The 23,039-nt window shown below is 66.8% G+C and carries 13 protein-coding genes and 5 pseudogenes; 7 read left to right on the top strand and 11 right to left on the bottom strand.

Going from position 1 to position 23,039, the window contains the following annotated elements; genetic code table 11:
• Together BAY1663_RS12880 and rluD are read right to left on the bottom strand one after the other, a co-directional pair.
• On the bottom strand, nucleotides 1-369 hold a 369-nt coding region (locus BAY1663_RS12880; protein ID WP_037041458.1), incomplete at its 3' end, for a polyphenol oxidase family protein.
• A pseudogene (gene rluD / locus BAY1663_RS12885) lies at nucleotides 366-1,338 on the bottom strand (23S rRNA pseudouridine(1911/1915/1917) synthase RluD). The gene BAY1663_RS12880 and the pseudogene rluD, both read right to left, overlap by 4 nt.
• A gap of 205 nt (nucleotides 1,339-1,543) precedes the next feature.
• Here rluD and BAY1663_RS12890 point away from each other — a divergent pair.
• From BAY1663_RS12890 to BAY1663_RS12905, 4 genes are all read left to right on the top strand, one after another.
• Nucleotides 1,544-2,533, top strand: coding sequence for an outer membrane protein assembly factor BamD (locus BAY1663_RS12890; protein WP_037041423.1), 990 nt, complete (start codon nucleotides 1,544-1,546; stop codon nucleotides 2,531-2,533).
• 104 nt (nucleotides 2,534-2,637) lie between these two features.
• Nucleotides 2,638-2,871, top strand: a complete 234-nt coding sequence (locus BAY1663_RS12895) for a PP0621 family protein (RefSeq protein ID WP_037041425.1) — start codon at nucleotides 2,638-2,640, stop codon at nucleotides 2,869-2,871.
• The gene (locus BAY1663_RS12900) at nucleotides 2,861-4,453 is read left to right on the top strand and encodes a PAS domain-containing sensor histidine kinase (protein WP_037041427.1); all 1,593 of its coding nucleotides are present in this window, start codon (nucleotides 2,861-2,863) and stop codon (nucleotides 4,451-4,453) included. The genes BAY1663_RS12895 and BAY1663_RS12900 overlap by 11 nt, the downstream gene beginning before the upstream one ends.
• 196 nt (nucleotides 4,454-4,649) lie before the next feature.
• Nucleotides 4,650-5,990, top strand: a complete 1,341-nt coding sequence (locus BAY1663_RS12905; RefSeq protein ID WP_037041429.1) for a sigma-54 dependent transcriptional regulator — start codon at nucleotides 4,650-4,652, stop codon at nucleotides 5,988-5,990.
• 203 nt (nucleotides 5,991-6,193) lie between these two features.
• On the opposite strand, the gene BAY1663_RS12910 is transcribed toward BAY1663_RS12905, so the two are convergent.
• On the bottom strand, nucleotides 6,194-7,252 hold the full coding sequence (locus BAY1663_RS12910; RefSeq protein WP_037041431.1) for a DUF2333 family protein: 1,059 nt from the start codon (nucleotides 7,250-7,252) through the stop codon (nucleotides 6,194-6,196).
• Between the two features lie 213 nt (nucleotides 7,253-7,465).
• On the opposite strand from BAY1663_RS12910, the gene BAY1663_RS12915 reads away from it, so the two are divergent.
• Nucleotides 7,466-9,064, top strand: coding sequence for a PleD family two-component system response regulator (locus BAY1663_RS12915; protein WP_037041433.1), 1,599 nt, complete (start codon nucleotides 7,466-7,468; stop codon nucleotides 9,062-9,064).
• A 1,699-nt stretch (nucleotides 9,065-10,763) separates the two neighbouring features.
• A pseudogene (locus tag BAY1663_RS26010) lies at nucleotides 10,764-11,273 on the top strand (methyl-accepting chemotaxis protein); the annotation flags it as partial.
• A gap of 39 nt (nucleotides 11,274-11,312) precedes the next feature.
• On the opposite strand, the gene BAY1663_RS12925 reads toward BAY1663_RS26010, so the two are convergent.
• A complete protein-coding gene (locus BAY1663_RS12925) occupies nucleotides 11,313-13,592 on the bottom strand; it encodes a YgiQ family radical SAM protein (protein ID WP_037041462.1) in 2,280 nt (759 codons plus the stop codon).
• 184 nt (nucleotides 13,593-13,776) lie between these two features.
• On the opposite strand from BAY1663_RS12925, the pseudogene BAY1663_RS12930 reads away from it, so the two are divergent.
• A pseudogene (locus tag BAY1663_RS12930) lies at nucleotides 13,777-15,638 on the top strand (diguanylate cyclase domain-containing protein).
• Here BAY1663_RS12930 and alr read toward each other — a convergent pair.
• From alr to BAY1663_RS12965, 7 genes and pseudogenes are all read right to left on the bottom strand, one after another.
• Nucleotides 15,626-16,702: an alanine racemase gene (gene alr / locus BAY1663_RS12935; protein WP_037041435.1), complete on the bottom strand. Its 1,077-nt coding sequence runs from the start codon at nucleotides 16,700-16,702 to the stop codon at nucleotides 15,626-15,628. The pseudogene BAY1663_RS12930 and the gene alr overlap by 13 nt on opposite strands.
• A gap of 314 nt (nucleotides 16,703-17,016) precedes the next feature.
• Nucleotides 17,017-18,409 (bottom strand): annotated as a pseudogene (gene dnaB, locus BAY1663_RS12940) (replicative DNA helicase).
• A 101-nt stretch (nucleotides 18,410-18,510) separates the two neighbouring features.
• Entirely contained in the window at nucleotides 18,511-18,957 is a 447-nt protein-coding gene (gene rplI, locus BAY1663_RS12945; protein WP_011914672.1) for a 50S ribosomal protein L9, read from the bottom strand.
• Nucleotides 18,958-18,978: 21 nt separating this feature from the next.
• Complete coding sequence (locus BAY1663_RS12950) at nucleotides 18,979-19,872, bottom strand: hypothetical protein (RefSeq protein WP_037041439.1); 894 nt, start codon at nucleotides 19,870-19,872, stop codon at nucleotides 18,979-18,981.
• Nucleotides 19,873-19,906: 34 nt separating this feature from the next.
• Nucleotides 19,907-20,137, bottom strand: coding sequence for a 30S ribosomal protein S18 (gene rpsR, locus BAY1663_RS12955; protein ID WP_003283112.1), 231 nt, complete (start codon nucleotides 20,135-20,137; stop codon nucleotides 19,907-19,909).
• A gap of 28 nt (nucleotides 20,138-20,165) precedes the next feature.
• A complete protein-coding gene (rpsF, locus tag BAY1663_RS12960) occupies nucleotides 20,166-20,582 on the bottom strand; it encodes a 30S ribosomal protein S6 (protein WP_037041442.1) in 417 nt (138 codons plus the stop codon).
• Nucleotides 20,583-20,743: 161 nt separating this feature from the next.
• A pseudogene (locus tag BAY1663_RS12965) lies at nucleotides 20,744-22,911 on the bottom strand (PAS domain-containing protein).
• Nucleotides 22,912-23,039 lie beyond the last annotated feature (128 nt).

Below are 23,039 nucleotides of genomic sequence, written 5' to 3' on the forward strand. Positions count from 1 at the left end.
GGCCGCTGCCACCCGGGTGCCGGCGCGATCGCAGAACAGCACCGGCAGGCAATCGGCGGTGAGCGCCACGCAGGCCTCGCCGGGTCGGTCGCTCCAGCTGGCATCGGCCTGCGCGCAGGTGCCCGGCTCGGCCTCGATCGCCACGCTCGAATGCACCTGCGACAGCCACGCCGGGCGGCAGTCGAGTGCCTGCTGCAGGTACCGGCGATTCCAGGCGACCGCGGCTGGATCATCACCGACGTGATCGCCCAGGTTGAAACTGTCGAACGGCGCGACGCTGACGCCGCCGCTGCGTGTCGTCACGCAGGCGCGAACCTCGGCCGGTGCCGGCCAGTCGGGCACCAGCCAGTCGGCGGCCCAGGCACTCACCCGACGAAGGCCTCGCGGTCCTGTTGCAGCAGGGTCAGCAACCAGACGAAATCGTCCGGCAAGGGCGATTCCCACTTCATCCGCTCGCCGGTGGCCGGGTGATCCAGTTCGAGGAAGCGCGCATGCAGCGCCTGCCGCGGGAACTCACGCAGCGACTGCACCAGCGTCGGGTTGGCCGCCGGTGGAATACGGAAGCGCCCGCTGTAGAGCGGATCGCCCACCAGCGGGTAGCCGATATGGCTCATGTGCACGCGGATCTGATGGGTACGGCCGGTTTCCAGCTTGACCCGCACATGGGTGTGCGAGCGGAAGCGCTCCAGCACGCGGTAATGGCTGACCGCCGGCTTGCCGCCCTCCACCACCGCCATGCGCTGGCGCTGCTGGCCGTGGCGGCCGATCGGCGCGTCGACGGTACCGCCGGTGATGACCACGCCGATGACGATGGCCTCGTAGATGCGGCTGACGCTGCGCGCCTGCAGCTGCTCGACCAGACGGGTCTGCGCCTGCAGCGTCTTGGCCACCACCATCAGCGGTGGTGTCTTTGTCCAGGCGGTGCACGATGCCGGCGCGCGGCACGTTGAGCAGATCGGGCACGTGGTGCAGCAACGCATTGAGCAGGGTGCCGTCGGCATGCCCGGCGGCCGGATGCACGACCAGCCCGGCCGGCTTGTCGATCACCAGGATGTGCTCGTCCTCGTAGACGATGTCCAGCGGGATCTCCTGCGCCAGCCATTCCCCTTGCGCCTGCTGCTCGGCACACAGCTCGAGCAGCGCGCCGGCATGCACGGTATCGCGCGGGCGCAGCACGGCGCCATCCACGGTCAGCAGACCCTCCTTGATCCAGGCCGCGAGGCGCGAGCGCGAGTGCTCGGAAAAGAGCTGCGCCGCGACCTGGTCGAGACGTTGCCCGCCGAGCTCGAACGGCACCTCGGCGCGAAGTTGGATGGCCTGCTTGGAAGTCGTGGACATACGGGAAGATAAGTTCGTCTGAGAGAGGTGGGCAGCGTCCGGCGGCACTGGACGCAACCCGGGACCGCAGGCGTTGGAGCGGCCTTTGGTTTCGGCTACACGCTTGTGTTTAAATACCGCGTCTTTGTCCCGGCGCACCGGGGCGCTCATCATAACAGGACGGCTCCGCGCGAGACAGCCAGCCGTCACAGGGACGCAAGCCGCCATGCAAGTGAAACACCTGCTGCTGATCGCCATCCTCGCCCTTACCGCCGCCTGCTCGTCCAAGGAGCCGGTCAGCGAGAACCTGGGCGAGGCCGAGCTGTACCAGCAAGCACAGGCCGACCTGGACAACAAGAGCTATACCAGCGCCATCGAGAAGCTCAAGGCCCTGGAATCGCGCTACCCGTTCGGCCGCTTCGCCGAGCAGGCCCAGCTGGAACTGATCTACGCCTACTACCGCAACCTCGAGCCGGAAGCGGCCCGCTCGGCGGCCGAGCGTTTCATCCGCCTGCATCCGCAGCACCCGAACGTCGACTACGCCTACTACCTCAAGGGCCTGGCCTCCTTCGACCAGGACCGCGGCCTGCTTGCCCGCTTCCTGCCGCTGGACATGACCAAGCGCGACCCTGGGGCCGCCCGCGACTCGTTCAACGAATTCGCCCAGCTCACCAGCCGTTATCCCAACAGCCGCTACGCGCCGGATGCCAAGGCGCGCATGGTCTACCTGCGCAACCTGCTGGCGGCCAACGAGATCCACGTGGCGCACTACTACCTCAAGCGCCAGGCCTACGTCGCCGCCGCCAACCGCGGCCGCTACGTGGTGGAAAACTTCCAGGGCACACCGGCAGTGGCCGACGGCCTGGCGGTGATGACCGAGGCCTATCAGCGCCTGGGCCTCGACGACCTCGCCGACAGCAGCCTGCAGACCCTGCAGCTCAACTACCCGGATCACGCGACGCTGGAAGACGGGAAGTTCACCCCCCGCGAGCGCGAGGAAGACACCCGCAGCTGGCTGAGCAAGGCCACCCTGGGCCTGATCGAAGGCGAAGCACCGCCGCCGGACACTTCGCGCGCCAACCGCGACGTATTGCGCCAGTATGAAAGCGCCGCCCAGGACCTGCCCGAGGAGCTGCGCCCGGTACTCAAGGAAGCGGAGCAACAGGGCGAGAAGCGCTCCTGGTGGAGCCGCCTGACCTTCGGCCTGTTCGACTGAGACGCAGGCCCAAGCAAACAGGGTGACGAACCTCCGGCGCCGGCCAGAGCCGAACGGCGTCCTGGCAATCCGGACGCCACGCTTTGAATCAGGAAGAAAACGTTATGGGTCTGTTTCGCCTGCTGTTCTGGATCGCCCTGATCGCCGCGGCCGTCTGGCTCTGGCGGCGCCTGTCGCGCAAGAGCGCCGCACCCAGGCGGCAACAGACCACCCTGCCCATGGTCCGCTGCGCCCGCTGCGGCGTCCATGTGCCCCGCGATCAGGCGTTGCAGGCCGGCGAGCAGTGGTATTGCAGCCGCGCTCATCTCGAGCAGGGCAGCGAGCCTGGTGGGCACTGAGAACCTGAGCTTCCTGGGCGAGCAGGGGCAACGCATCCTCCGCCTGTACCATCTCTATCGCCTGACCATCGGCCTGGCGCTGGTCCTGCTGATCAGCAGCGACCTGCACAGCGACCTGCTGCAGATGAGCAATCCGCAGCTGTTCCAGTACGGTGCCTGGCTTTACCTGATCCTCAACATCGTCGTCGCCGTGCTGGTGCAGAACCCGCGGCGCGACCTGCCCGTGCTCGGCCTGGCGCTGATGGACGTGATCCTGCTGTCGGGGCTGTTCTATTTCGGCGGCGGCACGCCCAGCGGCATCGGCAACCTGCTGATCGTCGCGGTCGCCATCGCCAATATCCTCCTGCGCGGGCGCACCGGCCTATTCATCGCCGCGGTGGCTGCAATCGGCCTGATCTACCTGACCTTCTACCTCAGCATCAGCCGTCCCGCGGCGAGCAACCAGTATGTCCAGGCCGGCGCGCTGGGCACGCTCTGCTTCGCCGCCGCATTGCTGGTGCAAGGCCTGACCCGGCGCCTGCAGGCGAGCGAAAGCCTGGCGCGCCAGCGCGCCGAGGACGTCGCCAACCTCGAGGCGCTCAACGCGCTGATCCTGCAGCGCATGCGCACCGGCATCCTGGTGCTGGATCCACGCCAGCGCGTGCTGCTGGCCAATCAAGGCGCCCTGCAACTGCTCGGCCAGCCCGAGCTGGCCGGCGAGCGGCTCGCTCCGCGCTGCCCGGAACTGCTCAAGGCCCTGCAGCAGTGGCGCGACAATCCGACCCTGCGCCCACAGAACCTCAAGGCCACGTCCGATGGCCCGACCCTGCAACCCAGCTTCGCCGCGCTGCAGCATGGCGACAAGCTCGACACCCTGGTCTTTCTCGAAGACATCTCGCAGATCGCCCAGAAGGCCCAGCAGCTCAAGCTCGCCTCCCTCGGCCGGCTCACCGCCAGCATCGCCCACGAGATCCGCAACCCGCTCGGCGCCATCAGCCACGCCGCCCAGCTGCTGCAGGAATCCGAAGCGCTCGACGCGCCGGACCGGCGCCTGGCGACGATCATCCAGGACCACTCGCGACGGATGAACCTGGTGATCGAAAACATCCTGCAGCTGTCGCGCCGGCGCCAGGCCGAGCCGCAGCTGCTGGACCTCAAATACTGGCTGCACCGCTTCGCCAGCGAATTCCGCCAAGGGCTCGGCCCGCGGCAGCACGTGCACCTGGAAACCGTCGGCAGCTCGCTGCAGACCCGCATGGACCCGAACCAGCTGACCCAGGTGCTCACCAATCTTGTGCAGAACGGCCTACGCTACAGCGGCCAGCAGCACGACGAGGCGCAGGTCTGGTTGCGCCTGTTTCGCGACGAGAGCAGCGACCTGCCGGTGGTGGAAGTACTCGACAACGGCCCGGGCATCGCCGCCGAACAGCTGCCGAACCTGTTCGAGCCGTTCTTCACCACCGAGAGCAAGGGCACCGGGCTGGGCCTGTACATTTCCCGCGAGCTGTGCGAAAGCAACCAGGCCCGCCTCGACTATCGCGAGCGCGGCGAAGGCGGCAGTTGCTTCCGCATCGTCTTCGCCCACCCACGCAAGCTGGGCTAGGGGCTGTTGCCGTTTCGCCGCGAGCCGCGCAACCCGAAGGGCCCGGCGCGCCCGAGCATGAAATGGCAACAGCCCGGGGTCGCGGCAGCGCATCACACATCGACCAATGCGATAGGCGCACCAGCCGCTGCGGAGTTAACATGGTCGGCAGCCCGAGCAGCGGGTGACTGTCGCTTCACCAATCAAGAGCAGGACCATGACCGCGCGCCAGAAAGCACTGATCATCGACGACGAGCCGGATATCCGCGAACTGCTGGAGATCACCCTCGGCCGCATGAAGCTCGACACCCGCAGCGCACGCAACCTCAAGGAAGCCCGCGAATGGCTGGCGCGCGAGCACTACGACCTGTGCCTGACCGACATGCGCCTGCCTGACGGCAGCGGCCTGGAGCTGGTGCAACACATCCAGCAGCAGCACCCGCAACTGCCGGTGGCGATGATCACCGCCTACGGCAGCCTGGATACCGCCATCGGCGCGCTCAAGGCCGGCGCCTTCGATTTCCTCACCAAGCCGGTCGACCTCAACCGCCTGCGCGAGCTGGTCGGCACCGCCCTGCGCCTGCGTGCGCCCGCCGCCGAGGAGCCGCCGGTGGACAGCCGCCTGCTGGGCGCCTCGCCGCCGATGAAGACCCTGCGCAAGCAGATCGGCAAGCTCGCCCGCAGCCAGGCGCCGGTCTACATCAGCGGCGAGTCCGGCAGCGGCAAGGAGCTGGTGGCCCGGCTGATCCATGAACAGGGTCCGCGCAGCGAGCGGTCGTTCGTACCGGTCAACTGCGGCGCGATCCCGTCGGAACTGATGGAGAGCGAATTCTTCGGCCACAAGAAGGGCAGCTTCAGCGGCGCCATCGAGGACAAGCCGGGGCTGTTCCAGGTCGCCAATGGCGGCACCCTGTTCCTCGACGAGGTGGCCGACCTGCCGCTGCCGATGCAGGTCAAGCTGCTGCGCGCCATCCAGGAGAAGGCCGTGCGCGCGGTCGGCGGCGCCCAGGAGGTGCTGGTCGACGTGCGCATCCTCTGCGCCACCCACAAGGATCTCGCCGCCGAGGTCGTCGCCGGGCGCTTCCGCCAGGACCTCTACTACCGCCTGAACGTCATCGAGCTGCGCGTGCCACCGCTACGCGAGCGCCGCGAGGACATCGGCCTGCTGGCCAACGCCATGCTCCGCCGCCTGGCGCAAGAATGCGGCGACAGCAGTGCGCGCCTGCATCCGGACGCCCTCGCCAAGCTGGAGAGCTACCGCTTCCCCGGCAACGTGCGCGAGCTGGAGAACATGCTCGAGCGCGCCTACACCCTCTGCGAAGGCGACGAGATCAAGGCCGGCGACCTGCGCCTGGCGGACAGCCCGGGCCTACCGGAGAACGGCGACACCAGCCTGGCGCAGATCGACAACCTCGAAGATCACCTGGAGGAGATCGAGCGCAAGCTGATCATGCAGGCGCTGGAGGAAACCCGCTGGAACCGCACCGCGGCCGCCCAGCGCCTCGGCCTGACGTTCCGCTCGATGCGCTATCGGTTGAAGAAGCTGGGATTGGATTGAGCTGCAAGCCAGCGTAGGGTGGATGTCGTTTTTCACATCCACCATTGCCCACTCGCCGGGTCGATGAAGCGTGACCCGGTCTACAGCTGGAAGCTGGAAATCAGCGCTGGCTGACCCCAAAGTCTCGTCAAGTACCTGCCCGCTTTTACTTCAGGCTTCCAGCTTCCAGCTTCCAGCTTCAAGCTTCAAGCTTCAAGCTGCTTCTATCCCTGCGACAACAGATTGCGCAGATCGATGATTGCCGCGTTGGCGCGGGAGATGTAGTTGGCCATCACCAGCGAGTGGTTGGCCAACACGCCGTAGCCGCTGCCGTTGAGCACCATCGGACTCCACAGCGGCTCCTGCGCGGCCTCCAGCTCACGAATGATCTGCCGGACACTGATGGTGGCATTCTTCTTCGCCAGCACGTCGGCGAAATCCACCTCGATGGCCCGCAGCAGGTGCGACAGCGCCCAGGCCTGCCCGCGGGCCTCGAAGAACACGTTGTCGATCTGCAGCCAGGGCGTCTCCACCACCTGCTCCTTGACCTGCGGGACGATGCCCGCCCGTTCCTGCTCGGGAGCGATATCGGCATCCAGGCGCACCCGGCCGACGCTGGCGGACAAGCGCTGCGACAGCGAACCCAGCCGGGTCGCGGCATCGCCGAGCCAGCTGTTCAGGTTGTCGGCCCGCGTATAGAACAGCGCCTTCGGCTCCGGATCGCTGAGCCGCGCCAGATAGCGATCCAGCGCACGGATGCCGTTGCGGTACTCGGACTCGGATGCCGGCAGCGTCCAGCTGCGGTTGTCGAAGTTGAACAGCGGCTCGCCCTTGGCCAGGTCCGGATCCTCGGTGGACTGCGATTGCGAACGAGCGAAGTCCTTGCGCAAGGCGCGGCTGAGATCGCGGACCTGCACCAGCACCCCGTATTCCCAACTGGGCATGTTGTCCAGCCACAGGCCGGGGGGCGCGATGTCGTTGCTCAGATAGCCGCCGGGCTTGTCCAGCAGGGTGCTGGCGACGCGTTTGAGGGTTTCCACGGTGGTATAGCCGCTGACCAACTGCCGCTGCGAGGCCTCGGCCGCCTGGCGGGCATTCTGCTGGACGGGGAACAGGTCCGGCTCGCGGCTCCAGTACCAGCCGAGCAACAGCATGATCAGCAGATACAATCCGAGCAGACCGGCAAGAATCGGCAGGAGCGGGCTGCCAGCCCGGCGGTCGGCCGCTCCCGAGGCGCCGCCCGAGCGGCCGAGACGGGCGAAGCGGTTCTTCCAGTCCAGCATGGGTGATGTGTCCTTCTCGCGAATTCAGGGGTTCGACCGCATGACGCCAAGGACGTTGCGGCGCAGGGTTTTCACTATAACGCAGCTCCCCGGCAGACTCAGCGCCAAATTGAGAACCACTACCGGCCGCGCGCCTTCCAAACCCGGCGCGCGGTGATAGCATGAGGCCAGCAAAACGCCCGGACGGAAACCTGGCGTACCGGGAAGGCCACGATGTCGGAACAGGAAGAACTCAAGCAGTACTTCGCCCAGCGGGTGATCCACCAGGCGCGCGAAGTACTGGAAGTCTGGCAACAGCTGCAGCGCAGCGAATGGAACGACAGCTACCACGCCGCCCTGAGCGAAGCCACGCTGCGCCTGCGACGCTTCGCCGAACGTTTCGAGCAGACCGAGCACAGCGAGCTGGCGCAGGGTATCGAGGACTGCCTGGGCGACATCCAGGACAACCGCGGGCGCCTATCCAGCGACACCATCTCGAATCTCAGCCAGCTGATCTACCGCCTCGCCCGCACCGGCCTGCGCCACAGCGATCCGCAGAGCCAGTCCATCCTGCTGCCGCTGGGCAAGCCGGTCTACATCGCCCTGCAGGACCCCGAGCGCGCCGAACACCTGGTGCGCCAGCTGGATTTCTTCAGCATGGCGGCGCAGGCCTTCGCCAGCGACAGCGCCTTTCGCGCCGCGATGAACCAGCGCCACCCGGCCGCCATCGTCATGGAGGTCGACTTCAACGGCCCCGGCGAAGGCCTGCGGCTGGCCGAGAGGATCCAGCAAGGGCTGGAGGACAAGCTGCCGATACTGTTCTTCAGCCATGCCGAAACCGACACCCCTACCCGCCTGGCCGCCGTGCGCGCCGGCGGCCTGGAGTTCTTCACCGGCACCCTGGACGCCTCCAGCCTGCTGGAGAAGATCGAGATATTCACCCGCACCGCGCACTACGAACCGATCCGCGTGCTGATCATCGACGACTCGCGCGCGCAGGCGACGCACACCGAACGGGTGCTGAACAACGCCGGCATCGTCACCCAGATGCTGATCGAGCCGATCCAGGCCATCGGCGTGCTGGCCGAGTTCCAGCCGGACCTGATCATCCTCGACATGTACATGCCCGAATGCCTGGGCACCGAGCTGGCCAAGGTGATCCGCCAGCACGAGCGCTACGTCAGCGTGCCGATCATCTACCTATCCGCCGAGGACGACCTGGACAAGCAGCTCGACGCCATGGGCGAAGGCGGCGACGACTTCCTCACCAAGCCGATCAAGCCGAGCCACCTGATCGCCACCGTGCGCACCCGCGCCGCCCGCGCCAGAAGCCTCAAGGCGCGCATCGTGCGCGACAGCCTCACCGGCCTGTACAACCACACCCACAGCCTGCAACTGCTCGAGGACGCCCGCTTCCGCGCACGGCGCGACAACCGCCCGCTGAGCTTCGCCATGCTCGACATCGACCACTTCAAGCGGGTCAACGACAGCTACGGGCACCCCATGGGCGACCGGGTGATCAAGAGCCTGGCACTGTTCCTCAAGCAGCGCCTGCGCAAGACCGACCATATCGGCCGCTACGGCGGCGAGGAATTCGCCGTGGTGCTGCCCGACACTCCGGCGGAAGCGGCCTGCAAGGTGCTCAACGACATCCGCCAGCGCTTCGCCGAGATCCGCTACCCCGCCCAGCCGCAGGACCTGAGCTGCACCTTCAGCTGCGGCATCAGCGAGCTGACGGCCGACGCCGACGTCAAGACGCTCACCCAGCAGGCCGACGAGGCGCTCTACCGCGCCAAGCACGGCGGACGCAACCGCGTCGAGCGGTTCCAGTGACCCGATGCTTTTCGTAGGTTGTGGGGTAGGTTGGGTTGAGGAGCGCCGCGACGAAGCCCAACTCACACAAAGCACCGGCCGACACTCCGCGCGCTGGGCTTCGCTACGCTCAACCCAACCTACGCGTACCCATCCAACCTACCGCTCACCTCCTCCGGCTGCCCCAGCCACGCCCCGGCTGTCACGTGATTGACATCAAATTGCCATAGATTCCTAGCCTCCTGCACTGCCCTGCGAGGCGATGATGCGTCTGAAGTCGCTCACCACGCTCAACACCCTGCTGCTCATCGCGGTCTGCCTGGCGCTCGGCGCCACGCTCTGGTGGTCAGAGCGCGCCATGGAACGTCCCTACCTGCTGATGGCGCGCTACCTCGGCCTGTCCCAGCAGTTCCAGCACCAGGCCGCGGACAATATCCGCGACTACCTGGCCAGCGGCGACGCCCTGCGCCATAGCCAGGCCCAGCAGGCGCTCGAACAGCTGCAGCAGGACATCGCCGAACTGCCCGCCGGCTTCGCCGACCGGTTGCGCCCCAGCCTGGAAGAACTGATCCAGTTCAGCGCCAGCGACCTGCTCGCCGCCGGCAAGCTGGCGGGCGACCCGCAGGGCCTGCTGCTGCAGGCGGAGCGCGAGATGGCCGGGGCGCTGTCACAGCTCGACGAGTACCGCGCCCAGGCCACCCATCCGAATGCACGGGATTATCGGCAGCCGCTGTTCGCCGCCAGCCAGCAGTTGCTGCGCCTGAGTCACGCGCGCGGCAAGCTGGTGAGCAGCGGTCGCGACGCACTGGCCGGCGAAGTCGAGCAGGCTCTGCATGCCCTGCAGCAGGAAGCCTCGCGCCTCGACGCCCTGCCCCTGCTCGGCGTGCTGGCCGCACAGCAGTCGACCGCCAGCAGCTTCGCCGCCCTGCTCGAGCTGGACAACGATACCGGGCAGCAGAGCAGCGAGGATCGCGGCACCGCGCTCAAGCGCGAGCTCGCCAGCCTGGTCAAGCGCTACCCGGCCGAGCTCGAGCGCACCCGCCAGTTGATCCGCCAACGTGGCGAGCTGCTCGACAGCAGCGCGCGCCGGGTCGCCGCCGTGCAGCAGGCGCTGGCCGAACTGGAGCCCGCGGTCAGGGCCGAGCATGGGCGCATCCAGGCCGAGGTGCGGCTGATCCAGGGCGCCATCATCGCCCTGATCCTGCTCATCGCGCTGGCCATCGACCGCCTGCAGCGCCAATTGACCCGCACCCTCGGGCAGTTGGTGCCGGCGCTCTCGGCCTGGGCCGAAGGCGACTTCAGCCAGGACGCGCGCATCGAGTCGAAGATTCGCGAGATCGCCGACATCGAAACCTCGCTCAACCGCCTGCGCAGCTACCTGTTGCAGCTGGTCGGCACCCTGCGCCAGCAGGCCGAGCAGGTCGCCGCCAGCAGCCGCAGCCTGGACCTGATGAACAGCGACCTGCATGACGGCGCCCAGCGCCAGACCGGCGATACCGCGCAGATCCGCGATTCGCTGGGCGAGCTGGAAGCCACCATCCAGCAGGTCGCCGATGGTGCCGGCGAGGCAGCCGAAGCCAGCCGCGCGGCGGCGCGCGCCGTGCAGCAGGGCCAACAGGTGATCGGCCAGAGCCTGACCGGGCTGCACGGGCTGGTCAGCGAAGTGCAGGACAATGCCGTGGCCATCGAGCGCCTGGCCGACGAAACCACCACCATCGGCAACGTGCTGACGGTGATCCGCTCCATCGCCGAGCAGACCAACCTGCTGGCCTTGAATGCCGCCATCGAGGCCGCCCGCGCCGGCGGCCATGGCCGTGGCTTCGCCGTGGTGGCCGACGAGGTACGCTCACTGGCGCAGCGCACCAGCGGCGCCACCGAGGAGATCCAGCAACTGATCGGCCGCCTGCAGCAGGCCGCCCGGCAGTCGGTCGAGGCCATGCGCAGCCAGGTCGCCCACGCCGAAGGCACGGCGAACCTGGCGCAGAGTGCCGACCAGGCCCTGGATGAGATCGTCTCGACCATCGCCACCATCAGCCGCATGGCCGAGCAGATCGCCCGGGCCACTGCGCAACAGGGCGAGGCGGTCGGCGAGATCCGCGGACACAGCGAACGCATCCACCAGTTGGGCGACGCCAACCTGGAACACATCGGCCGAGGCCGGGAACAGAGCGCGCGGATGCTGCGCCTGGGCAGCGAGCTGGACCAGGCGACCCAGGCATTCAGGTTCTAGAACGGCCAGCCGCGGCTCCGGACGGAGCCGCAGGGCGGCTCAGCGCGGCGCCACCGGCCGCTGCGGCTTGCGCCCCTTGCCCGCCGGTTTGCCGCCACTGGCCGCCTTGCGCCGGGCCTCGGCGGCGGCCTTGGCCTGCTCGCGCTTGTCCCAGGCATTGCCGTCGTGGCTGCGCGGCGGCAGGCCGGTGTGCTGGGTGAGGATCTTGCCGCCCTGCCCGGCCTTCTTGCTGCCCGCCGGGGTGGAGTTCTTGCGCCGCGCGCTCTGGTAGCCGTCCACCGCCGGCTGGTGCGCGGGGATCAGCTGATGCTTGCCGCTGCCGATCAGATCGGCGCGGCCCATGCGGATCAGCGCCTCGCGCAGCAGCGGCCAGCCCTTGGGATCGTGATAGCGCAGGAAGGCCTTGTGCAGGCGGCGCTGCTCTTCGCTCTTGACGATGGTGACGCCCTCGCTCTTGTAGGTCACCTTGCGCAGCGGGTTCTTGCCGCTGTGGTACATCGCCGTGGCGGTGGCCATCGGCGAGGGGTAGAAGGCCTGCACCTGGTCGGCGCGGAAGCCGTTGGCCTTGAGCCACAGGGCGAGGTTGAGCATGTCCTCGTCGGTGGTGCCCGGGTGCGCGGCGATGAAGTACGGGATCAGGTACTGCTCCTTGCCCGCCTCCTTCGAGTATTTCTCGAACATGCGCTTGAAGCGGTCGTAGGTGCCGATGCCCGGCTTCATCATCTTGTCCAGCGGGCCGCGCTCGGTGTGCTCCGGGGCGATCTTCAGGTAGCCGCCGACGTGATGGGTGACCAGCTCCTTGACGTATTCCGGCGACTCCACCGCCAGGTCGTAGCGCAGCCCCGAGGCGATCAGGATCTTCTTCACCCCCGGCAGCGCGCGGGCCTTGCGGTACAGCTCGATCAGCGAGCTGTGGTCGGTGTTGAGGTTCTCGCAGATGCCGGGGAACACGCAGGACGGCTTGCGGCAGTGCCTCTCGATGTCGTGGCTCTTGCAGGCCAGGCGGTACATGTTGGCGGTCGGCCCGCCGAGGTCGGAGACCACGCCGGTGAAGCCACGCACCTTTTTCATTTCCTCGATCTCGTGGAGGATCGACTCGTGCGAACGGCTCTGGATGATGCGCCCCTCGTGCTCGGTGATCGAGCAGAAGGTGCAGCCGCCGAAGCAGCCACGCATGATGTTCACCGAGAAGCGGATCATCTCGTAGGCCGGGATCTTCGCCCCGGCGTAGTCAGGATGCGGCACGCGCTGGAAAGGCGCGGCGAACACGTAGTCCATTTCCTCGGTGGTCAGCGGAATCGGCGGCGGATTCAGCCACAGCTCGCGCTCGTCGTGGCGCTGCACCAGCGCGCGGGCGTTGCCGGGGTTGGTCTCCAGGTGCAGCACGCGGTTGGCGTGGGCGTACAGCGCGGGATCGTTGCGCACCTTCTCGAAGGACGGCAGGCGGATCACCGTGCGCTCGCGCGTAAGCTTCGGGTGCGGCAGCAGCTCGATCGGCCTGGCTTCGTGCGGATCGTCCTGCGCACCCTTGTCCTGCTCGATGGCACAGGCCTGCAGGTCCTGGGTGTTGACGTAGGGATTGACGATCTTGTCGACCTTGCCGGGGCGGTCGATGCGGGTGGAGTCGATCTCGAACCAGCCGGCCGGCGTGTCCTTGCGGACGAAGGCGGTGCCGCGCACGTCGGTGATCGCCTCGATAGCCTCGCCGCGCGCCAGGCGCTGCGCCACTTCGACGATGGCGCGCTCGGCGTTGCCGTAGAGCAGCAGATCGGCGGTGGCGTCCATCAGGATCGAACGGCGCACCTTGTCCGACCAGTAGTCGTAATGGGCGATGCGGCGCAGCGAGGCCTCGATGCCGCCGAGCACCACCGGCACATGCCGGTAGGCCTCCTTGCAGCGCTGGCTGTAGACCAGGCTGGCACGATCCGGGCGCTTGCCGGCCAGCCCGCCGGCGGTATAGGCGTCGTCGGAGCGCACCTTGCGGTCGGCGGTGTAGCGATTGATCATCGAGTCCATGTTGCCGGCGGCGACGCCGAAGAACAGGTTCGGCTCGCCGAGCTTCATGAAATCGTCTTTGCTCTGCCAGTCCGGCTGGCTGATGATGCCGACGCGAAAGCCCTGCGCCTCGAGCAGGCGGCCGATGATCGCCATGCCGAACGACGGATGATCGACGTAGGCGTCGCCGGTGACGACGATGATGTCGCACGAATCCCAGCCGAGCCGATCCATCTCCTCCCTGCTCATCGGCAGGAACGGCGCCGGGCCGAAACATTCGGCCCAGTATTTGGGATAGTCGAACAGCGGCTTGGCGGCTTGCATCACGGGCACCGGGTATCTCTGGGAATGAGGGCGCAAAAACGCGGGCGCGGAATATAGCACAAAAAATGACCAAGCCCGACCACCGCACAGGGTCTTTCGCCATCCTGGCGACAGGCGCGTGCAGTGGCCTTGGCGGTCGGTATACTCGCTCGTCACAAGCAACGCTTCGGCTCGGGAGTTTCTGGTGCGCGCAGTCCTTTTCCTCTTGCTCCTGAGTTTCGGCCTGGCTGTCGCCCACGCCGAAACGACACGCCTGGCCGCCGGCGACAGCGGCCGCAGCCTGAACGCGAACATCGCCCTGCTGGCGGACCCGGGCGCCGGGCTGAACGTGACCGACCTGCAACGGCCCGAGGTGCAGGCGCGCTTCGAACCGGCGCAGGGCAAGGCCAGCGTCGGCCAGAGCCCGCATCCCTGGTGGATCAGGGTCAGCCTGCAGCGCGAGAGCGATGCGCCGCGCCAATGGTGGCTGGAGGTCGGCTCGGTCACCCTGAAGGACCTTCGCCTGTACCTGCCGGACGGCGTTGGCGGCTGGCAGGAACGGCAGTCCGGCGAGCTGGTCGGGTTCGCCGAGGGCCGCGATCACCCCTACCGACGCATGCTGCTACGCCTGCCCGAACTCGACGACCGTGCGCCCCTGACCTTCTACCTGCGCACCTACGATCCGGCCGGCAACTCGTTCCCCCTCAAGGCCTGGCAGCTCGATGCCCTGCAGCAGCAGGCAGTGGGGGAAAACCTGTTTCTCGGCCTGGTCTACGGCGTCATCCTGGCGATGCTGCTGTACAACCTGTTCATCTTCCTCAGCCTGCGCGACACCGCCTACTTCTGGTACGTGATGACCACCAGCGGCGCACTGCTGATGATCGTGGCGATGACCGGGCACGGCTTCCAGTACCTCTGGCCGCACGGGCCGGTGCCTTTTTGGCTGGACCGCATCAGCATCCCGGCGCTCTGGGGCTTCAGTGCCTGCCGCTTCACCCAGACCCTGCTGCAGACCCACCGTTTCGCACCCTGGCCCATCGCCTGCTGACCTTCGCCTTGTGCCTCTATGTCACGGCGGTGCTGCTCAACATCTTCGGCCTGCGCGCCTTCGGTGCCTGGGTGTTCGTGGTGCTGGCGCTCACCGCGATCCCCGCCTCGCTCTGGGCATCGTTCCGGCGCTGGCGCCAAGGCTACTTTCCGGCACTGCTGTATCTGCTCGGCTTCGGCGTGATCCTGGGCAGCGTCAACCTGCTCCTGCTGCGCGCCACCGGCGTGATCCAGCCAGCGCCGTGGAATGCCCATATCTTCCCGCTGGCGGTGGCCGCCGAATCCATCCTGTTCTCCTTTGCACTGGCCTATCGCATCCAGATCCTCAAGCAGGAAAAGGCCGCCGCGCTGGAGCATGCGGACCGGGAAAAGGCCGCGCGGCTGGAACAGGTCCAGGCCAGCGCCAAGCAGCTCAGCCTGGCCGTGGAGACGCGCACTGCGGAACTGGCCCAGGCCAACCGGGAACTCAGCGAGCGGGAACGCGAATTGAAGCAGGCCGCCTTCCACGATCCGCTGACCGAGCTGCCCAACCGCCGCTATCTCATCGAACGGGTCGAGGCGGCCCTGAGCGAGGCCCAGCTCAGCGGCGAATCCATCGCCCTGCTGCTGATCGACCTGGATCACTTCAAGCCCATCAACGACCGCCACGGCCACGATGCCGGCGACCTGCTGCTGCACACCCTGGCGCAACGGCTGCGCGGCCTGGTACGCGCCGGCGACATGGCGGCCCGCCTCGGCGGGGACGAGTTCGCGGTGCTGGTGACCGGGCCGAACGCCGAAGGCGATGCGTGCCAGGTGGCCGAGCGCCTGCTGCGCGAGCTGGCGAGCCCGGTGTCCTATCGCGACATGGCGCTGACCGTCACGGTCAGCGTCGGCGCGGCCTTCTATCCACGCCACGCCAGGCACTTCTCAGGGCTGTACAAGGCCGCCGACGAGGCGCTCTATCGCGCCAAGCACCAGGGCCGGGCGAACTGGGTGCAACAGGACGCGCGATGGGACGCGGCCGATCAGCCGACGTAGCGGCGCGGCACCCGGCCGGTCACCTTGGTCAGCAATTCATAGCCGATGGTGCCGCAGGCCTGGGCCAGTTCGTCGACCGGCATCTGCGCGCCCCATAGCTCCACCGCGTCACCGAGCTGCGCCTGGGGCAGGTCGGTCAGGTCGACGGCGAGCATGTCCATCGACACCCGCCCGGCCAGCGGCACGCGCTGGCCATGGATCACCACCGAAGTGCCGGAGGGCGCGGTGCGCGGATAGCCGTCGGCATAGCCGCAACTGACGGTACCGATGCGCGACGGGCGCTGCGCCACCCAGCTGGCGCCGTAGCCGACGCTTTCGCCAACCTCCAGCTCACGGATCGCGATCAACGCGCCGGTCAGGGTCATCACCGGCTTCAGCCCCAGCTCCCGGGCGCTCAGTTCGGCGAAGGGCGTCGCGCCGTAGAGCATGATGCCGGGGCGGATCCAGGCCATGTGCGCCTGCGGCAGGGTCAGCACCGCGGCGGAGTTGGCCAGCGAGCAGTTGTCGAACGCCAGCGCCAACAGCTCGCCGTAGCGCTCCAACTGGACCTCGGTCAGCGGATGGCCGCGCTCGTCGGCGCAGGCGAAGTGGCTGATCAGGTTCAGCTCGCCGACCGCCGCCGCGCCCTCGAGCCGGGCATGGCATTCGCGCAGCCCTTCGACCGTGAAGCCGAGGCGGTGCATGCCCGAATCCAGCTTGAGCCAGACGTTCAGCGGCCGCACCAGATCGGCCGCCAGCAGCCAGTCGGCCTGGCGCCGGTCCTGCACCGCGACGTCCAGGCCCAGCTCGGCCGCGCGCGGATACTCGGCGGGCTCGAAGCAACCTTCGAGCAGCAGGATGCGCGCACCGGGCGCACAGGCGCGGACCTCCTCGGCCTCCTCCAGGCAGGCCACGGCGAAGCCGTCGGCGATCTCCCGCAACGCTGCTACCGCCTCGCGCGCGCCATGACCGTAAGCATTCGCCTTGACCACGGCGAAGGCCTTGCGCTCGGGGGCGCAGCGCTTGGCGAGAAGGTAGTTGTGACGCAGCGCGGCCAGATCGACCGAGGCAACCAGCGGACGCATGGGAAGGGTTCCTGTACAGCGGAGGTGAAGCGGAATCTTACTCCTGTCGGGGTCTTTGCGCAGGAGCTGGAAGCTGGAAGCTGGAAGCTGGAAGCTGGAAGCTGGAAGCTGGAAAAGCGTTGAGGGCGAGGTTCACCCTGTCGAGCGGAAAGCCGCACACCCTTCCGTAGGAGCCCGGGGGGATGCCGAGTCCTTGCGGGCGATCAGCATTTCGCAGCATCGCCCGCAAGCGGGCTCCTACAAAAAGCACACGCCATTGTCGCCAGGGATAGAGGCTTTTTCTTCCAGCTTCAAGCTTCCGGCTTCAAGCTGCCTTATTCGTCATCGAACTGGTAGCTGCCCGGCGCCAGGTCCTCGAAGCGCGAGTACTTGCCGAGGAAGGCCAGACGGGTGGTGCCGATCGGGCCGTTCCGCTGCTTGCCGATGATGATTTCGGCGACGCCCTTGTATTCGGTTTCCGGGTGATACACCTCGTCGCGGTAGACGAACATGATGATGTCGGCGTCCTGTTCGATCGCGCCTGATTCGCGCAGGTCGGAGTTCACCGGACGCTTGTTGGGGCGCTGCTCCAGCGAGCGGTTGAGCTGCGACAGGGCGATCACCGGGCAGTTGAATTCCTTGGCCAGGCCCTTGAGCGAACGCGAAATCTCGGAAATCTCGTTGACCCGGCTGTCGCCGCTGGAACCCGGGATCTGCATCAGTTGCAGGTAGTCGACCATGATCAGCGCGATCTCGCCGTGCTCGCGAGCCAGGCGCCGGGTGCGCGCGCGCATTTCCGAGGGGCTGATGCCGGCGGTGTCGTCGATGAACAGCTTGCGGTCGTTGAGCAGGTTGACCGCCGAGGTCAGCCGCGGCCAGTCGTCGTCGTCGAGCTTGCCCGCGCGCACCTTGGTCTGGTCGATGCGCCCGAGCGAGGCCAGCATACGAATGACGATGGATTCGGACGGCATCTCCAGGGAGAACACCAGCACCGCCTTGTCGGTGCGCAGCACGGCGTTCTCCACCAGGTTCATGGCGAAGGTGGTCTTACCCATCGACGGACGCCCGGCGACGATGATCAGGTCGGCCGGCTGCAGGCCACTGGTGGCCTCGTCGAGGTCGGTGAAGCCGGTGGACAGGCCGGTGATCGCCTCGCCGAGGTTGAACAAGGTGTCGATGCGGTCGATGGCCTTGACCAGAATATCGTTGATGCCGATCGGCCCGCCGGTCTTCGGCCGCGCTTCGGCAATCTGGAAGATCAATCGCTCGGCTTCGTCGAGGATTTCCTCGCCGGTGCGGCTGCGGGGCATAGGCGCTGTCGGCGATCTCGTTGCTGATGCCGATCAGTTGGCGCAGCGTGGCCCGTTCGCGAATGATCTGCGCGTAGGCCTTGATGTTGGCCACCGAGGGGGTGTTCTTCGCCAGCTCGCCGAGATAGGCCAGGCCGCCGACCTGCGACAGGTGCCCTTCCTTGTCCAGCTGCTCGGACAGGGTCACCACGTCGAACGGCGAGTTGCGCTCGGCCAGGGCGAAGATGGCACGAAAGATGAGGCGATGGTCGTGACGGTAGAAGTCGCCATCGGAGACCTGGTCGAGCACGCGCTCCCAGGCGTTGTTGTCCAGCATCAGGCCGCCGAGCACCGCCTGCTCGGCCTCGATGGAGTGTGGCGGCACCTTGAGCGCGGCGGTTTCCAGGTCGTATTGCTGGGGGACACTGATGTCGTTCATGGCACTCGGAATTCGAAACGGAAAAAACAAAGGGCACGTTCCACTCGCATGGAAGCGTGCCCGATGTTACGCGTCAGGCACCAGCGGTGCCAGACGAAGGCTTAGCCGGCGACGACGATCAGCTTGACGGTCGCTTCGACGTCGGTGTGCAGGTGCACGGCCACGTCGTATTCGCCGGTCTGGCGGATGGTGCCGTTCGGCAGGCGAACTTCGCTCTTGGCCACTTCGACGCCGGAGGCGGTCAGGGCGTCGGCGATGTCGGCGGTGCCGATGGAACCGAACAGCTTGCCCTCATCGCCCGCGGTAGCGGTGATGGTGACTTCCAGTTCGGCCAGCTGAGCGGCGCGAGTTTCGGCCGAAGCCTTCTTCTCGGCAGCGGCCTTTTCCAGCTCGGCGCGGCGGGCTTCGAACTCGGCGATATTGGCCGGGGTCGCAGCGGTAGCCTTGCCTTGCGGCAGCAGGTAGTTACGGCCGTAACCGGCCTTGACGTTTACCTTGTCGCCCAGGTTGCCCAGGTTGGCGATCTTTTCCAGCAGGATGACTTCCATTTGAGTCTTACCTCTTAACTTTTAACCTTCACCGTTCGCAGGTCCCGCGCCGTTCTTGCCGGAAGCGCGACCGCGAAAATCAAACAGACTGTCGACAATGGCCAATACGGCCAGTAGCGGATAAATCAACTGCATGAACAGCACCAGCGTGACGTACAGCCCCACCAGCCAGAACCGCGGCAAACGCCCCTGTGCCACCAGCCCGTGCATCAGCGCGACGCCGGCGAACACCAACGGTACGCTGCACAACGGCGTCAGCACCGCCAGCTGCGCGCCGAGGTTCGGCCCCAGCAGCATGCCCACCAGCAGCAGGACCGCCAGCATCGGTGGGAACCGCAGCGCACGGAACTCGCCGCCGAAACCACCCGGGTTGTACAGCACGGCCTGCCAGTAACGCCCCAGCATCAGGCTCAGCAGCGTGACGATCTGCAGCAGCGCGGCCAGCAACCCGGTCAACACCGGCGCCAGCAGCGCCTCCAGCCGCGCACGCTCGTCCGGCGAGAGCTGCTGATAGGCGTCCGACAGCGTATCGGGCAACACTTTCTGCAGTTCGCTGGCCAGCGCCGCGATGGGCTCGCCGAATACCGCACCGAGGGCCCAGACATACAGCAGTCCGAGGCCTACGCTGCACAACATCACCCGCGACCACGACGCCTGGTTGCGCAACAGCAGCGCCAGCCCCAGCGAACCGAGCAACACCAGCAGCGTGCGCGGATCGCCGAAATACCACCAGGCCAGCGCCGGCACTATGGCCCAGACCAACACGCCCAGCGCATCGTTGAGACCACGGCGCAACAGCACCAGGCTGCCCGCGGCAGCGCTCAACCAGAACAGCATGGGCAGCGCCGCGGCACCGGCCACCACGAAGATGGCCTGCATGCGGCCACGCATGATGAACTCGGCCAGGGCGCGCATGCGATCTATCCCTTACTTCTGTCGACCAGCCGGATCAACGGCCGTGGCTGTCGGTGTAGGGCAGCAGGGCCAGGTAGCGGGCGCGCTTGATAGCGGTGGCCAGCTGACGCTGATAACGGGCCTTGGTTCCGGTGATGCGGCTAGGAACGATCTTGCCGGTCTCGGAGATGTAGGCCTTCAGGGTGTTGAGATCCTTGTAGTCGATCTCTTTCACGCCTTCGGCGGTGAAACGGCAGAACTTACGACGACGGAAAAAACGTGCCATGAAATAGGCTCCTCAATAGATCCGTGGATTACTCGTCAGCGTTGCTATCGCTGTCACTGTCGCTCTCGTTGGAGCCGTCAGTGTTTTCAGGGCGATCACGACGCTCGCGGCGCTCGCTACGGTTTTCCTCAGCCTTGAGCATTTCGGACTGCTCGGTCACGGCTTCGTCGCGACGAATGATCAGGTTGCGGATGACGGCGTCGTTGTAGCGGAAGTTGTCTTCCAGCTCGGCCAGGGCCTTGCCGCTGCACTCGACGTTCAGCATCACGTAGTGAGCCTTGTGCACGTTGTTGATGGCATAAGCCAGCTGACGACGGCCCCAGTCTTCCAGGCGGTGGATCTTGCCGCCGTCTTCTTCGATCAGCTTGGTGTAACGCTCCACCATGCCGCCGACCTGCTCGCTCTGGTCCGGGTGAACCAGAAAGATGATTTCGTAATGACGCATAACTGCTCCTTACGGGTTGCAGCCTGCCGACGATGCGGTCAGGCAAGGAGTGAATGACTTGTTGTCTTGCCGGTTGAAGGGCGTGCAAACGCCTGCCAGCCGGGCAAGGGGCGCCATTCTAGAGAAGGGCCGACAGCGGCGCAAGGCGAATTGGTGAAGATTTAACCAGGCGCCTGGCCGCCCGGCTTCGCGCGCTCGAGCTGGATCGCATCGAGCAGATCGCGCACCTGATGAATATCGTAGGGCTTGAGCATCGTGCGCAGCCGCTCCAGGCCGATCTCGGCGGCATTCACCGGATAGCCCGAGGCGATCACCAGCGAAAGCTGCGGATGGCGCGCCCCCGCCTGCTTCACCAGTTCCACCCCGCTCATACCGGCCAGGCCGACGTCGGTGAGCAACACGTCGAACGCCTGCCGCTCGAGGCATTCCAGCGCCTCCTCGGCCGTTTCGCTGAGCTCCACCTGGTGGCCGAGTTCGAGCATCACCTCGCCGGTCAGCATGCGCAGCGTCGGATCGTCCTCGACGAAGAGGATCTTCAACCCCGCGTCGCCTGCCGGCCCACTGGCCGCATGACTCATCTCATTGATCTCCTCGGCCGCATCCGACTGCCCGGCCGACCGGTCGTCGGTCGAATTCGCCGCCGCAGCGCTGCGCGGCAAGTGGACCTTCACCGTGGTTCCGCCCTCTTGCTCACTCTCCAGCGTGACGAAGCCGCCGCTCTGCCTGACGAACCCGTAGACCATGCTCAGCCCGAGCCCGGCGGCATTGCGCGTGCGCTTGGTGGTGAAGAACGGCTCGAAGGCACGGGCCCGCACGTCCTCGGTCATGCCAGTGCCCTGATCGATGATGCTCAACTGCACGTAGTCACCGGGCTGCACCTCCTGCCCCGCCAGCGCAGCCTCGTCCAGCGTGCGGTTGGCCAGCCGGATGAGCAGCTTGCCGCCATCGGCCATCGCGTCACGCGCATTGACCGCGAGGTTGAGCACCACGCTCTGCAGGTTGCCGACATCCACGAAAACCGGCCAGAGCTCGTCCGCCGCCTCCAGTTCGAGCTGAACGGCCGACCCCAGCGCTCCATCGAGCAGTTCGTGCATCTGCCCGAGCAATCGCCCCAGGTGCACCGGCTGCGGTTGCAGGGGTTGCCGGCTGGCGAACGCCAGCAGTTGCGAGGCCAGACGCGCGCCCTTCTCCACGCCACTGACCGCCGAATCCAGCCGTCGCAGCGCGGTTTCATCATTGCCGAGCTGCGCCGCAGCAGCTGCAGGTTGCCGCCGATGATCTGCAGCATGTTGTTGAAGTCATGGGCGATGCCGCCCGTAAGCTTGCCCACCGCCTCGAGCCTCTGCGCCTGCAGCAGCGCCTTTTCGGTCGCCAGCCGCTCAACTTCGCTCTGCTGCAGTGCCTCGGTCCGCTCGCGCACCAGCTCCTCAAGGTGCTCGCGGTAGCCGCGCAGCTCCTCTTCATTGCGCTGCTGCTCGGTCACGTCATGGCCCTGGACGAAGATGCCGAAAACCTCGCCATCGTGCTCGGTGATCGGCTGCAGGACGAAGTCCACGATCACCTTTTCCGGCTCGACGCCGGGCTGGCGCTGGAGGAAGAGCGACATCCGCTTGCCGATGTAGGGTTCGCCCGTCCGGTAAGCGTGGTCGAGCAGCTCGACCAGCCCCTGCGCCTCGATCTCCGGCAGCCCTTCGCGGACCGGCTTGCCGAGCAGTTGACGGTGGCCGGTCAGCCGCCGGTAGGCATCATTGACCAAGGCGAAGACGTGCTCGGGCCCACGCAGAAAGCAGACGAAGCCCGGCGCCTGGGCGAACAACCGCCGCAGTTGGTTGCCTTCGGCCTGCAGCAGCCGTGCTCGGGACATCACGCCCTGCTCGAGCTGCTGCACCGGCTGCCGGTCGGCGGCGCGATGCGGCGAATCCTTCAGCAGCTCGGTGATGTCCGCGGTGTTCTGCAGGATCGCAGCGACCTCGCCCCGCTCGTCCAGGATCGGCGTGTGGGTGGCGCTCCAGTAGCGCTCCTCGCTCACCGGCCCGCCCAGCGTCTGGCGCACGATGGAATAGCGGATGACCGGCAGCGAGTCGACCGTCTTGCCGCTGAGCACCCGGGCGAATGAATCCAGCAGCTCCTGCACGTGGGCCGACTCCGGATGCTTGGGATCGACGGCGAATGCCTCGTGCAAGCGCTGGCCGCGAATGTCGTCCAGGCGGCGCCCGGTGAGCGCCAGATAGGCAGGGTTGGCATCCAGGATCACCAACTCCGGATCGAGCAACACATAGGCATTGGGAGAATGCCTGAACAGGCTTTCGAAGGACGGGCGATGCTGCATACAACCTCCATGGTACGAGCCTGACGCCACGTAACGAACATTCAGGGCGGCTCCGGCAGCATCCGGAGCGTTTCATGCCGACAAGCGCAGCCGTTGTCTGCGGCCAGGGACTGGACAGCGATTGACCA

Source organism: Pseudomonas sp. BAY1663 (assembly GCF_000582595.1).
In the GTDB taxonomy this organism is placed as follows: Bacteria; Pseudomonadota; Gammaproteobacteria; order Pseudomonadales; family Pseudomonadaceae; genus Stutzerimonas; species Stutzerimonas stutzeri_AF.

Excerpts from the sequence above, each read along its gene's own strand:
- BAY1663_RS12890 (WP_037041423.1), top strand. The coding sequence starts at position 1,544 with ATGCAAGTGAAACACCTGCTGCTGATCGCCATCCTCGCCCTTACCGCC.
- BAY1663_RS12895 (WP_037041425.1), top strand. The coding sequence starts at position 2,638 with ATGGGTCTGTTTCGCCTGCTGTTCTGGATCGCCCTGATCGCCGCGGCC.
- BAY1663_RS12905 (WP_037041429.1), top strand. The coding sequence starts at position 4,650 with ATGACCGCGCGCCAGAAAGCACTGATCATCGACGACGAGCCGGATATC.
- BAY1663_RS12910 (WP_037041431.1), bottom strand. The coding sequence starts at position 7,252 with ATGCTGGACTGGAAGAACCGCTTCGCCCGTCTCGGCCGCTCGGGCGGC.
- BAY1663_RS12915 (WP_037041433.1), top strand. The coding sequence starts at position 7,466 with ATGTCGGAACAGGAAGAACTCAAGCAGTACTTCGCCCAGCGGGTGATC.
- BAY1663_RS12925 (WP_037041462.1), bottom strand. The coding sequence starts at position 13,592 with ATGCAAGCCGCCAAGCCGCTGTTCGACTATCCCAAATACTGGGCCGAA.
- alr (WP_037041435.1), bottom strand. The coding sequence starts at position 16,702 with ATGCGTCCGCTGGTTGCCTCGGTCGATCTGGCCGCGCTGCGTCACAAC.
- rplI (WP_011914672.1), bottom strand. The coding sequence starts at position 18,957 with ATGGAAGTCATCCTGCTGGAAAAGATCGCCAACCTGGGCAACCTGGGC.
- BAY1663_RS12950 (WP_037041439.1), bottom strand. The coding sequence starts at position 19,872 with ATGCGCGCCCTGGCCGAGTTCATCATGCGTGGCCGCATGCAGGCCATC.
- rpsR (WP_003283112.1), bottom strand. The coding sequence starts at position 20,137 with ATGGCACGTTTTTTCCGTCGTCGTAAGTTCTGCCGTTTCACCGCCGAA.
- rpsF (WP_037041442.1), bottom strand. The coding sequence starts at position 20,582 with ATGCGTCATTACGAAATCATCTTTCTGGTTCACCCGGACCAGAGCGAG.